Raw genomic sequence first — 12,735 nt, 5'->3', positions numbered from 1 at the left:
GCCTGAAATCAGGCGGCTAATCCAGAATAATCTGGATTATTTAACTTCAACAGTAGCACCAGCTTCTTCTAACTCTTTCTTCAGAGCTTCAGCTTCGGCTTTAGAAACGGCTTCTTTGATTGCTGCTGGAGCAGATTCAACCAGATCTTTCGCTTCTTTCAGGCCTAAACCAGTAGCGCCACGTACTGCTTTGATCACAGATACTTTGTTAGCGCCAACAGCGGCCAGGATTACGTTGAATTCTGTTTGTTCTTCAACAACAGCAGCTGGACCAGCAGCAACTGCAACAGCAGCTGAAGCAGAAACGCCGAATTTTTCTTCCATAGCGCTGATCAGTTCTACAACTTCCATTACAGACATTGCAGCGATTGCGTCTAAGATTTGATCTTTAGTAACTGACATTGCTCAGATTCCTAAACTAAGGGGAATATTTCCCGTATTAAACTTTACTTACCAAACAACACGTAAAATTACGCGGCTTGATCCTGTTTTTGGTCGCGAACCGCGGCAATTGTACGTACAAGTTTGCCGGCTGCTGCTTCTTTCATAGTGCTCATCAGGCGTGCAATAGCTTCGTCGCGCGTAGGCAGACTTGCTAATACATCGATACTGACTGTGGCGCCATTGAAGGCTGCGCCTTTCAGCTCAAACTTTTGGTTCTCTTTAGCGAAATCTTTGAAGATCCGCGCTGCAGCACCTGGGTGCTCTTTAGAGAACGCAATCAGCGTTGGGCCTACGAACGCGTCGCTTAAACACTCGAACTCAGTGCCTGATACTGCACGGCGTACCAGCGTGTTACGGACAACTTTCATCCATACGCCAGCTTCACGAGCCTGCTTACGCAGAGTTGTGATTTTGCCTACAGTGACACCACGAGCGTCTGCGACTACCGCAGATAAAGCACCTTTGGCAGCTTCCTGGACTTCAGCAACGATCGCTTTTTTGTCTTCAAGCTTAATAGCCATTGGCTCTTAACTCCTGGTTCATCCGGACGGGATTGTCCGGGTGCCTACACATCGCCTTTTTTCAATAAACTGAAAATAAGCGCGCGATTTACGGTGAGAGCCAGATTGATAGGAATCTTTCTGGGGCTAACACCGTCTGCGTAGGTTGATTTTTTAAGCTACGCGGCTAAGCCTTTGTAGCACCTACGGTCTTGGACGGAAGCCAGACACTTTGCAAGCAAAGCCCGGCTTCTACCCTAAAATTTGAGCGCGAGATTATAAAATAACCTCGCGACTCTGTAAAGCAGCTTATTTAAGCAACTTTAATTAGACTTTGGCATCCAAAGAAGCCTGGTCCAGGACGATACCAGCACCGTGTGTTGAAGAGATAGTTACTTTCTTGATGTAAGTACCTTTTGCAACAGATGGTTTTGCACGTTTCAGTGCAACTAACAGAGATTCAATGTTTTCTTTGATCTTGTCAGCTTCGAAAGTCAGCTTACCAACAGTAGAATGGATGATACCATTCTTGTCGTTACGGTAACGAACCTGACCAGCTTTAGCGTTTTTCACAGCTTCAGCTACGTTAGGAGTTACAGTGCCAGTTTTCGGATTTGGCATCAGACCACGTGGGCCTAAGATTTGACCTAACATACCAACTACACGCATTGCGTCTGGAGAAGCGATAACGACGTCAAAGTCCATTACGCCTTTCTTAACTTGTTCAGCTAAGTCTTCCATACCTACGATGTCAGCACCGGCTGCTTTAGCAGCTTCAGCGTTTGCACCCTGGGTGAACACAGCAACACGAACCGTACGGCCAGTACCGTGTGGCAGTACAGTAGCACCACGCACGTTCTGGTCAGATTTACGGGCGTCGATACCGAGGTTGATTGCAACATCGATACTTTCAACGAATTTGCCGGCAGTTAATTCTTTTAATAACGCAACTGCGTCATTGATCGCGTATTCACGAGTAGAATCTACTTTTGAACGGATTAATTTAGCACGCTTTGATAATTTAGCCATTGATTAACCCTCCACCACTAAGCCCATGGAACGAGCAGTACCAGCAATAGTGCTGACCGCTGCTTCGTCGCTACCCGCTGTTAAATCAGCACGTTTGACCTTTACGATCTCTTCGAGCTGAGCACGGGTTACTTTACCCACTTTCTGGGTGTTAGGACGGCCTGAACCACCTTTTAAACCAGCAGCTTTCAATAATAAGAAAGAAGCAGGTGGGGTGCGGGTTTCAAATGTAAATGAACGGTCGCTATAAACAGTGATCACAACTGGAATTGGCATGCCTTTTTCCAGTGATTCTGTACGGGCGTTGAAGCCTTTACAGAATTCCATGATGTTTACACCGTGTTGACCCAAAGCTGGACCAACTGGTGGCGACGGGTTTGCCATACCAGCTTTAACTTGTAATTTTACAAGTGCTGTGACTTTCTTTGCCATGTTTCACCTCGTTATTGGGTCATTGCCTCGTAAATGTGAGGACACTTACTCAAACGGCTTCCCAGATGTTAAAAAGGCCGCGATTATATTTTAATCAGCGGCCCAGTTCAAACGTTATTTGAGCTGGAATAAAAATTCCTAAGCTTTTTCGACCTGACCAAATTCCAGCTCGACCGGAGTGGAACGACCAAAAATCAATACTGACACTTTTACGCGGCTTTTTTCGTAGTCGACTTCTTCAACCACACCGTTAAAGTCAGCAAATGGGCCTTCAGTGACGCGAACCACTTCGCCTGCTTCAAACAGAGTTTTTGGCTTCGGCTTATCGGCGTTATCCTGCAGGCGATTCAGAATAGTATTAGCTTCTTTTTCAGTGATAGGTGCTGGACGATCAGAAGTGCCACCAATGAAACCAAGCACACGTGGTACGCTTTTCACTAAGTGCCAAGCTTCTTCGCACATTTCCATCTGAACTAATACATAACCTGGGAAAAATTTGCGTTCAGATTTACGTTTTTGCCCGGCACGCATTTCGATCACTTCTTCGGTCGGTACTAAAACTTCACCAAACTTCTCTTCCATTTGGTGGATCTTAATATGCTCACGCAATGAAGTTGCAACGCGTTGTTCAAAACCAGCAAAAGCCTGGACCACATACCAACGTTTTTTATCTGACATGGCTTAGATCCCCAATCCGGTTAAAAATGACACCAACTTTAACAAACCTAAGTCCAGTACATACAGAACTAAAGCCATGATGAGCGTCACAATCGCGACGATTAAAGTTGTTTGATTGGTTTCTTTCCTGGTTGGCCATACCACTTTGCGTACTTCTAACTTTGCTTCTTTGGCAAAAGTTAAAAAATCACGGCCTTTACCGGTTTGAGCTGCAACAAAGCCAGCCAGTGGGATCATCACGACCAAACCGATGGCGCGTTCCAGGGTAGAAAATTCGTAGATATAGTTGGCGACAACTAATAAGGTCAGGATCGCAAACACGACCAACCATTTGACTAAATCTAATCCGCTTTTTGGCGCTTCTGTTGCTGCGTTCATGCTTTAACTCACTTTCCGTGCTTGTCGAACAAGCCACTACTACAGCTGCACTGCAGGATACAGTGCTGCACTCAAGCCACTAAATTGGCAGGGGCGGAGGGATTCGAACCCCCAACCATCGGTTTTGGAGACCGCTGTTCTACCAATTGGAACTACGCCCCTAAATATTTTGCTACCATTTGATGAAGGTATCAAAAATAGCCGCTCATTATACTGCCTCAGACAGCTAAAACAAGCGCCTGCCTGAATTGATATCTAAATTTATATACAGAACAAGCTGATGCTCATATTTTCAGTGAGTTAGCAGCATTTTTTGTGCGCCAAATGATCTTTTCAGGCAATTAAACAATGTCGTTAAAATAGAGAAAATCCAAAATTTACAGTGCTTGGCCATGTTCAGAGATAAAAAAAGGGCCCCGAAGGACCCTTTCATCAAGTAGCGGTGATTACACCAGTACTTTAGATACTACACCAGCACCTACTGTGCGGCCACCTTCACGGATGGCGAAGCGTAAACCTTCGTCCATCGCGATTGGGTTGATCAGTTCAACAACAAACTTCAGGTTGTCGCCTGGCATTACCATCTCTACGCCTTCTGGCAGTTCTACTGAACCAGTTACGTCTGTGGTACGGAAGTAGAACTGTGGACGGTAACCTTTGAAGAATGGAGTATGACGACCACCTTCTTCTTTTGATAACACGTACACTTCGCCTTCAAACTTAGTGTGTGGTTTGATTGAACCTGGTTTTGCTAATACTTGACCACGTTCTACGTCTTCACGTTTAGTACCACGTAACAGCGCGCCGATGTTCTCGCCTGCACGACCTTCGTCTAACAGTTTACGGAACATTTCAACACCAGTACAAGTCGTCGTCACTGTGTCTTTCAGACCAACGATTTCTACTGACTCGCCTACTTTAACGATACCTTGCTCTACACGGCCTGTTACTACAGTACCACGACCAGCAATTGAGAATACGTCTTCGATTGGCATGATGAATGGCTTATCAATCGCACGTACTGGCTCTGGGATGTAAGAATCTAAAGCTGCTGCCAGCTCAAGGATTTTTGGTTCCCACGTTGCATCGCCTTCCAGACCTTTTAACGCTGAACCACGGATTACCGGCAGGTCATCACCTGGGAAATCGTAGTCAGAAAGAAGCTCACGAACTTCCATCTCTACCAGCTCTAACAGCTCTTCGTCGTCTACCATGTCACATTTGTTCATGAATACAACGATGAAAGGTACGCCTACCTGACGAGATAACAGGATGTGCTCACGCGTCTGTGGCATTGGGCCGTCAGTCGCAGCTACTACCAGGATTGCGCCGTCCATCTGAGCAGCACCAGTGATCATGTTTTTAACATAGTCAGCGTGGCCTGGGCAGTCTACGTGGGCGTAGTGACGAGCTGGTGTATCGTATTCAACGTGAGAAGTGTTGATCGTGATACCACGAGCTTTCTCTTCTGGTGCTTTATCGATTTGATCGAATGCGAAAGCCTGACCGCCGTAGTGTTTAGCCAATACGTTGGTGATAGCTGCTGTCAGAGTAGTTTTACCGTGGTCAACGTGGCCGATTGTGCCTACGTTTACGTGCGGTTTGTTACGTTCGAATTTAGCCTTAGCCATGGAGTAGACCCTTTTTAAACAAAACGGCGATTAGATAGAATTAGGTTTTGGATTTTAAAGCAGGAGAAGGCAATTAAGAAGTGGTGCTGATACCCAGAATCGAACTGGGGACCTCATCCTTACCAAGGATGCGCTCTACCGCCTGAGCTATATCAGCATCTATTTCAAATTTTGGAGCGGGCAGCGGGAATCGAACCCGCATCATCAGCTTGGAAGGCTGAGGTAATAGCCATTATACGATGCCCGCGGCCTACTCGTAGCTATTCTTCCTGACGAAGATGGTGGAGGGGGAAGGATTCGAACCTTCGAAGGCAGTGCCGGCAGATTTACAGTCTGATCCCTTTGGCCACTCGGGAACCCCTCCACTAATGGTGCCGCTTATCCGAGTCGAACGGATGACCTACTGATTACAAGTCAGTTGCTCTACCAACTGAGCTAAAGCGGCTACGTCAGTGGGTGCGAATTCTAGTGGAATGAATTGGGAGGTGCAACTCTAAATCCGAAAAAAACTTAGTTTTTCAGGTCAAATGCTCAATAGATCGCCAATAAGGCTCATTTTCAGATATAAAGACTTAAACCACGAAAGATTAACAACGGTTCAACTTCAGGATTCAGCTCAGTTAAATGCGGCATTAATAAATTTGCATCGCCACCAGTAAGCACCACTTTTGTCGTCGTTTGCAGCAAAAAGCCTTGCATGATGACTGCAACTGCAGCGCTCAGACAGCCATTTTGCAGACAACTGCTGGTATCTGTCCCTAAAGCTACTTGTGCATGTTGCATGCTATTATTAAAAACCTTCGCAGTCTGTCCAATTACAGCTTGTTGCTGCAGACGAAACCCCGGGATGATCCAGCCACCCAGATGTTGACCGCATTCATCAACCCAATCTAATGTCAGGGCAGTTCCCGCATCAACCACCAACAGTGACTGCGCTGGCCAAAGCTTTACTGCGCCAAGCATCGCGAGCCAGCGGTCGACACCTAATAAATGTGGTTCTGTGTATTGATTCCGCAGTCCGGATTTAGTGGCTTCACTGTGCACAGTTCGCCATGGTACCTGTTGCAAACCGGTTTCCTGACGAACTGCAGCTATGCGGTCATCACTCGCGACCGATGCACAAAAAACTGCAGTAATAGCATATTGCTGAATGGTGGCAGTGAAATGATCTGATAGCAAAATGAAGCTACCTTCTTGATGCATTACAGCTTTTGTCCGGCTATTACCGATATCTAACAATAGTTCAGCCACTCGCCTGCTCCCGTAAGCTCAATTCACCGCCATAAAAGCTCTGCGCGCCGCCGGCTTGCTCCAAAACCAGTCCGCCTTGACTATCAACACCCATACTCAGCCCACAAAATTGTTTATCGCCGCTACTTAAACAAACCATTTTGCCTAAAAACTGATCCCGTTGATTAAACGCAGCACTAAAAGATTGAAATCCTGACTCTTCGAAACTGTGCAAATGCAGCACAATTCTTTGCTGTAATAGAGCAATCAGTTGGTTTCTGTCGATCGGGGCTACCAAATGTTGCTGTAAATCAGTCCATGCCTGGCTGATTTGTTGATCTGCTTGCTGCGGCATATGTAGGTTTAGACCCAGACCAATCACCAGATCACATTGAGCATGACTTTGACCAGCAAGTTCAATCAGGATGCCTGCAAGTTTCTTATCTGCTAAATAGATGTCGTTCGGCCATTTTAATCGTACCGGCAGCTGATACTGCTGTTCCAGGACTTCCGCGACCGCAACACCAATCACCAAGCTTAGTCCCATCGCCCCCTGAATACCTTGCTCCAGTTGCCAGTACATTGAGAAATATAGATTAGCGCCAAAAGGCGAAAACCAACTGTTACCACGCCGGCCGCGGCCAGTCGTTTGCGCCTCTGCGACTAACACCGAACCTTTGATGAGCTGTTGGCCATCCTGCAACCTACGCATCAGCTGACTGTTGGTTGAGTCAGTAACGTGTTGCAATAAAACTTCAGCCATTCCAGTCGTTTGAAAGTGCCGGATCTTCGCAGCATCAAGCAATTGCAACGGCGCGCTTAACTTGTAGCCTTTACCTTTAATCGAATAGATATCAACGCCATAACTTTGTAGCTGTGAAATGTGACGGGCTATCGCAGCACGACTGATCCCGGCTTGCTCGGCCAACAGTTCGCCAGAGTAAATTCTACCGTCACTGAGTTGTTGGATTAATTGCCGTTGCAAGGCGAGGCTTTGTGGCAAAACTCTAGTCATATTGAGCCAACAACCGTACTTCCGGTTCCAATAAAATATCGAACATTTGCTGTACCGATCTTTGGATAAGCTGGATCAGCTCGCTTAATTGCGCTGAGGTGCCCGCACCATAATTCACCAGCACCAAAGGTTGTAACTGGTAACACGCGACATCACCAATACGGTGACCTTTTAAGCCAGCCCGTTCAATCAGCCAGGCTGCGGCAACTTTGACTTGAGAGTCTGGCTGCGGGTAATACGGTAGCGTTGGATGTTTTTCAATAAGTGCCTGAAACTGGTTTGCGCTCAGCAGTGGGTTTTTAAAAAAACTGCCGCAATTGGCCAATTTTGCCGGATCTGGCAATTTACTTTGACGCACTGCGATCACTGCATGCATCACTTCAAGCGGGCGACTGTCCGATGGCAAATGATCCAGACCTTTATAGCTAAGATGTGGTGTCCCGTGCCGATTGAGCTGAAAACCAACTGCAACGATGACGCCTTCACCTGCCAATGACCTTTTGAAAATGCTGTCTCTGTAGCCGAAAACACATTCTTCGCGACTTAGTCGTTGAACCGATTTAGTTTTCCAATGGAAGAAATCAACGTATGTACAACAATCTGCCATTTCAACGCCATAAGCACCAATATTCTGCACCGGAGCCGCGCCGACAGAGCCAGGGATCAGTGCCAGATTTTCCAGTCCCCACCACCCTTCGGCAACGGTACTTTGTACCAAATGGTGCCAGTTACAACCTGCTTCAACATGCAAGAACAGCTTCTCATCCTGTTGATTTCGAATGACACTATCAGCCACAAACCGCACGATATCGGTTTGCCAATCGGAGAGGAAAATACAGTTACTACCTTCACCCAGAACTAACGGTGGTTGTAGCGGCTGATAACGCTGCAACTCTGCCAGCGAAGACATTTCAATGACCTGAGAAAGGGTTGCCGCCAACCGAAATGTTGAATAGCGCCGGGCATCCTGCGCCAAAAGTTGTTGCATAGCGAGACCAACGACCAAAGGAAAACGTTATTGTAATAAATTGCGCTGCATTGCAGAAGCTTTAATCCGTGACAGTGTTTTAAATCCAGGCTTTGAGCATGGCGACAACACTGCGGCCTAATGCATTTAAAGCATAGCCGCCTTCGAGGCAGGCTACGATTCTGCCGCCACAGCATTCATTTGCGATCAGTTTAAGCTGGTGTGCGATCCAATGATAATCGGCATCAGTCCATTTGAGGTGCGCCAGCTCATCTTCAATATGGGCATCAAAGCCCGCTGAAATCATCAGCAGCTGCGGTTTAAAAGCGCGAATTTGATCAAACCACTGTGCACTTGCCCTGCGCCGGAACTCCTGACCATCACTGTTGTCGGGAAGCGGGATCTTCAGCAACAAATTGTGGCTGGCAGGATCAGTAAACGGATAATATGGATGTTCAAACGACGAGCAAAACAACACCCGCGGGTCGTTACGGAATATTTGCTCGGTGCCATTACCATGGTGCACATCAAAATCGACAATCGCAATACGTTGCAAGCCATACTTCTGCATCGCATAAGCCGCGCCGACTGCAATATTATTAAACAGACAAAAACCCATGGCTTGAGCAGACTCCGCATGATGTCCGGGTGGGCGAATAGCACAAAAGGCTTGTTGATCAGGTTGCTGCATCACCAGATCGACGGCATTAACCACCGCACCGGCAGCATGCCTCGCTGCATGCAACGATTTATTCATGATTGCAGTATCGTCATCCAGCCATGCGCAACCTTGTTCAGGCAGTTTGGCAATTACTTGTTCGATGTAAGCCCGGTCATGAACCAGCGCCAACTGCTCGTCAGTGGCTGGAGTCGCATCCCGTTGCTGCAGCACATACTCTAAGCCAGAGCTTAACAGTTGATCGGCAATGGCATGCAACCGCGCCGGTTGCTCCGGGTGATCCAAGCCGACATTATGCTGCAAACAGCCAGGGTGGCTGAAAATTGTGACGCTCATTATTGCTGTTCCATAAAATCTGCTGCCGAGGGTGCTGTTGAATGCGTGGTCCAGAATGGTTGCAACAGCAATTGTAAATTCACTTCGTCTGGTTCTTCCGATCGCAGGCGCTGAAACCCGGCTTTTTCAAATACGCTCAACATCGCTTTATTTTCGGCCCGAACAAAAGCGGTCATCGCATGAATTTTGCGTTGTGCAGCGATCGAAATCATTTCCTGCAGTAGTATTTTTGCCATACCTTTGCCCTGATGCCGTTCACGGGTGACAAATGCAACTTCACAACTATTGGTGCTTTCAATCAGGTAATAACGCCCAACGGCCTGAATTTCCAGCACTGAACCTTGTTGCTTCACAATGCAAAGCGCTAAATCTTTTGACTGGTCAACGCTCACCAGCACACTGGATTTCTCGCGGCTCATTTGTTTGGGGTGATGGTTATAACGCAGCAGTAACGTTTCTTTGGTGTGTGAGTAAAAGAACTCCTGTAAACGTCGCTCATCTGCGGGATTTAATGGCCGCAAATCGAAAGTCTCGCCACTGATCTTCAGAATTTTCAAACCTACACTACCAAGCTCCGGCACTTCCATCGGCGTCAACACCTGGTAGTTCGGTACCCAATAATGTTTACGAACTTCAGCCAGCAGGGCGGCCCGAAATTTAGGATGCGCAACTCTGATAAGCTCCAGCGCTCGTTCGCGGATACTTTTACCGCGTAACGATGCCACACCGTACTCGGTAACCACATAATGGACATGGCCACGCGAAGTTACGACACCACTCCCTTCTGCAATATGAGCAACAATCCGTGAAACAGTGCCGTTTTTTGCCGTTGCCGGCATTGCGATAATCGGTTTGCCACCTTTACTCATCGAAGCGCCACGGCTGAAATCGACTTGCCCGCCAATTCCGCTATAAAACTGGTAGCCGATTGAATCAGAAACAACCTGCCCGGTTAAATCAACCTCGATAGCACTGTTAATCACCACCATATTGTCATTACGGGCAATATTGGTTGGTGAATTCACATATTCACTTGGGTAGAACTCAATGTGTGGATTTCTATCAACAAAATCATATAGATACTTTGTACCCAGGCAAAAGCTGGTGACTGTTTTTCCTGGATGAAATGTCTTAAGGCTATTGTTAATCACCCCTTTGACCATCAAATCGATTATCCCGTCGGAGATCATTTCACTGTGGACGCCGAGGTTTTTGTGGTTCCCAAGGTAACGTAAAACTGCTTCCGGAATCTTACCAATACCAATCTGCAACGTAGAACCGTCATCGATCAACATAGATACGTATTGCCCAATCCGCTCTATCCGTTGTTCAAACTCCGGCGCCGGAACTTCAGGCAACGACTGCGATACTTCAATAAATGCATCAATTTTGCTTTTATGAATATATGCATGGCCACTGGTTCTTGGCATCAGCGGATTAAACTGCGCTATCACTTTTTTGGCATAACGTACGGCAGATGACACCACGTCGACCGATACACCTAATGAACAATAGCCATATTCATCAGGCGGACTGACCATCACCAATGCAGCGTCAAGTGGAAGGATATTTGTACTGAATAACGTTGGAATTTCTGATAAAAAACAAGGCGTGTAATCGGCGCGACCTTCTGCAACTGCTTGTCGCACCTTGTCACCACCAATGAATAAGCTATTCACTTTAAACAGATCTTTATACGTTTCTTCAACCCATTTGTTGTCAGAAATGGTTTGGATATGCACCACTTCAATGTCATGCAGCTGCCGGGCATTGTTAATCAAATCATCAATCAGCGCGTTTGGTACCGCAGCGTTGGAGCCAATAAAGATCCGATTGCCGGACTGCAATAACTGGCTCCAATTGAGTGACTTCGGTGTTTTCGCCATGATGCCGCTCCCTGATCTTATCTGCCGAATCACGCTCTATCACTGCGCTGCCATGATGTTAGGTGGACATATTCTGTGTTCATAAGGCTTCAGTCTAATTCGGGAGTCAACGAATTGATATTCGACTAACAGCTATTTTGGCCCGATGTTGTAAGTACCTTAAGCAAATACAGTAACGGTCTGACGGCTGATTGCCGCAAGCTTGCCGTCAGGACGCCATAATTTCGCTTCAATATGGTGATAACCATCCGCAGCAAACTCGATATTTGCCAAATAACTCCACCACTCTTCAGTACCAAAAAGGCTCGCATCTTCGATAAATTCGACTGTCCAGGTCAAGGAGCTAGCGGCGGCAGGTGCAGACAACAATGCAAGACTAACCGGGGGCCAGGCATCAATAAGCGCTAATAGCAGTGGGTAAGTTATTTTTGCGTGAAAATTCTCAGCAAAACGAATTTTCCCGCCCAGATTACGATGTTGGCCGTTACTAAAAGGCAACTGACCACATTGAATATGATAATCAAAATGCGTAGTAAATTCAGGCGCCGGTCCATGTTTAGGGAGTACCTGCACAAAATCATCCGGCCATATTGGAACTTTTACGCCTTCCAACTGATAGTTGCTGTTACGAGCGCTACCAAAACTTGCCAGCATCACCAACATGCTTTGATCTTGTTGCAGGATTTCGATATGCATCTGGATCACTGAACTGCCTCGACGTAATACCCGACGCCTTACAATCGCTGAACCTGCATTAAGTGGTGCAACAAATGATACCGAAACAGAGCGCAACAGCATCTCATCCGGAACAATATTCAGTGCGTGCTGTATGGCCAAAGCTGCCGCCATCCCACCAAAAACTGCGCGCCCTTGGCCCCAATGTTCTGGAACTATGATGGGTAATTCGTCTGGCTGTCCGCTGGAAAATTGGGCAATAACTTGATCAAATCTCATTGTAATACCTCCGTCTTAGGAAGTTTAACTGAATTATGTACTCGTATTAACGCAAAATTGTGTTCAATAGCGCAGTTATTCTAAAATCTGGAACTTTATCATCATGCAAGTATTAACTTATGGCTTAATACTATTAAGCAGCGTATCGCGCTAGTATCGGAATATTGCAGCAGTTGAGCGCAATCAAATTTGGCGACTCATACATCAGGGATTGGACGGATGTCATACAATAAATAGTGAGTTGAATGTGCAGCAGAATTAAAAATCCCTAAAATGCAAAAAGCCCGCTGATTGAGCGGGCTTGTTGACTTTATTGGGAGCCTTCATGCCGTTCGCAGAGCTCAGGGCGTTCAGCCGGAGAGAAGCCAAATTGTTGGCTTTTTGAAAGCCCAGCTTCACTGTACTACCTCGCATGGGAATGCCCTGCTCGGGCAATCCACCGCCAAATTCCATAAAGCAAAAAGGCCCAGTCGTTAGACTGGGCCTTTCTGGCTTTATTGGGAGCCTTCATGCCCTTCGCAGAGCTCGGGATTGTTCCGCCGGAAGAACGCAACATTGGTTGCGTTCTTAAATCCC

14 protein-coding genes and 5 tRNA genes are annotated in these 12,735 nt (G+C 46.8%); all 19 read right to left on the bottom strand.

The window, feature by feature from the left end:
• Positions 1-36 precede the first annotated feature (36 nt).
• A complete protein-coding gene (gene rplL, locus A5320_RS00980; protein WP_068059796.1) occupies positions 37-402 on the bottom strand; it encodes a 50S ribosomal protein L7/L12 in 366 nt (121 codons plus the stop codon).
• A 68-nt stretch (positions 403-470) separates the two neighbouring features.
• Positions 471-965, bottom strand: coding sequence for a 50S ribosomal protein L10 (gene rplJ, locus A5320_RS00975; protein WP_068059794.1), 495 nt, complete (start codon positions 963-965; stop codon positions 471-473).
• Positions 966-1,271: 306 nt separating this feature from the next.
• Positions 1,272-1,973 (bottom strand): 50S ribosomal protein L1, encoded by a 702-nt coding sequence (gene rplA, locus A5320_RS00970; protein WP_068059792.1) that lies wholly within the window; start codon positions 1,971-1,973, stop codon positions 1,272-1,274.
• A 3-nt stretch (positions 1,974-1,976) separates the two neighbouring features.
• Positions 1,977-2,405 carry a 50S ribosomal protein L11 gene (gene rplK / locus A5320_RS00965; protein WP_068059789.1) on the bottom strand — a complete coding sequence of 143 codons (429 nt, stop codon included), beginning with the start codon at positions 2,403-2,405 and terminating at the stop codon, positions 1,977-1,979.
• Positions 2,406-2,543: 138 nt separating this feature from the next.
• Positions 2,544-3,083, bottom strand: a complete 540-nt coding sequence (gene nusG / locus A5320_RS00960; RefSeq protein WP_068059786.1) for a transcription termination/antitermination protein NusG — start codon at positions 3,081-3,083, stop codon at positions 2,544-2,546.
• Positions 3,084-3,086: 3 nt separating this feature from the next.
• A complete protein-coding gene (gene secE / locus A5320_RS00955) occupies positions 3,087-3,461 on the bottom strand; it encodes a preprotein translocase subunit SecE (protein ID WP_068059783.1) in 375 nt (124 codons plus the stop codon).
• Between the two features lie 85 nt (positions 3,462-3,546).
• Positions 3,547-3,623, bottom strand: a tRNA-Trp gene (locus tag A5320_RS00950).
• 284 nt (positions 3,624-3,907) lie between these two features.
• Positions 3,908-5,092: an elongation factor Tu gene (tuf, locus tag A5320_RS00945; RefSeq protein ID WP_068059781.1), complete on the bottom strand. Its 1,185-nt coding sequence runs from the start codon at positions 5,090-5,092 to the stop codon at positions 3,908-3,910.
• Positions 5,093-5,173: 81 nt separating this feature from the next.
• Positions 5,174-5,249 (bottom strand) — tRNA-Thr (locus A5320_RS00940).
• A 15-nt stretch (positions 5,250-5,264) separates the two neighbouring features.
• Positions 5,265-5,339, bottom strand: a tRNA-Gly gene (locus tag A5320_RS00935).
• 32 nt (positions 5,340-5,371) lie between these two features.
• Positions 5,372-5,456, bottom strand: a tRNA-Tyr gene (locus A5320_RS00930).
• A gap of 5 nt (positions 5,457-5,461) precedes the next feature.
• A tRNA-Thr gene (locus tag A5320_RS00925) sits at positions 5,462-5,537 on the bottom strand.
• A gap of 113 nt (positions 5,538-5,650) precedes the next feature.
• A complete protein-coding gene (locus tag A5320_RS00920; protein WP_231916635.1) occupies positions 5,651-6,343 on the bottom strand; it encodes a type III pantothenate kinase in 693 nt (230 codons plus the stop codon).
• A complete protein-coding gene (birA, locus tag A5320_RS00915; protein ID WP_068059779.1) occupies positions 6,336-7,337 on the bottom strand; it encodes a bifunctional biotin--[acetyl-CoA-carboxylase] ligase/biotin operon repressor BirA in 1,002 nt (333 codons plus the stop codon). Before birA ends, A5320_RS00920 begins: the two co-directional genes overlap by 8 nt.
• Positions 7,330-8,325, bottom strand: coding sequence for a UDP-N-acetylmuramate dehydrogenase (gene murB, locus A5320_RS00910; RefSeq protein WP_068059776.1), 996 nt, complete (start codon positions 8,323-8,325; stop codon positions 7,330-7,332). Before murB ends, birA begins: the two co-directional genes overlap by 8 nt.
• Before the next feature lie 79 nt (positions 8,326-8,404).
• A complete protein-coding gene (locus tag A5320_RS00905; RefSeq protein ID WP_068059774.1) occupies positions 8,405-9,319 on the bottom strand; it encodes a histone deacetylase family protein in 915 nt (304 codons plus the stop codon).
• Complete coding sequence (locus A5320_RS00900; RefSeq protein WP_068059770.1) at positions 9,319-11,205, bottom strand: bifunctional acetyl-CoA hydrolase/transferase family protein/GNAT family N-acetyltransferase; 1,887 nt, start codon at positions 11,203-11,205, stop codon at positions 9,319-9,321. The genes A5320_RS00905 and A5320_RS00900 overlap by 1 nt, the downstream gene beginning before the upstream one ends.
• A gap of 159 nt (positions 11,206-11,364) precedes the next feature.
• Positions 11,365-12,159 carry a thioesterase family protein gene (locus A5320_RS00895; RefSeq protein ID WP_068059766.1) on the bottom strand — a complete coding sequence of 265 codons (795 nt, stop codon included), beginning with the start codon at positions 12,157-12,159 and terminating at the stop codon, positions 11,365-11,367.
• Positions 12,160-12,417: 258 nt separating this feature from the next.
• Entirely contained in the window at positions 12,418-12,612 is a 195-nt protein-coding gene (locus tag A5320_RS00890) for a hypothetical protein (protein ID WP_068059763.1), read from the bottom strand.
• Positions 12,613-12,735 lie beyond the last annotated feature (123 nt).

It is taken from the genome of Rheinheimera sp. SA_1, assembly GCF_001669775.1.
Taxonomy (GTDB): domain Bacteria; phylum Pseudomonadota; class Gammaproteobacteria; order Enterobacterales; family Alteromonadaceae; genus Pararheinheimera.
Note: the sequence above shows the minus strand (reverse complement) of the source record. Positions and strands in the feature narration are given on the sequence as shown.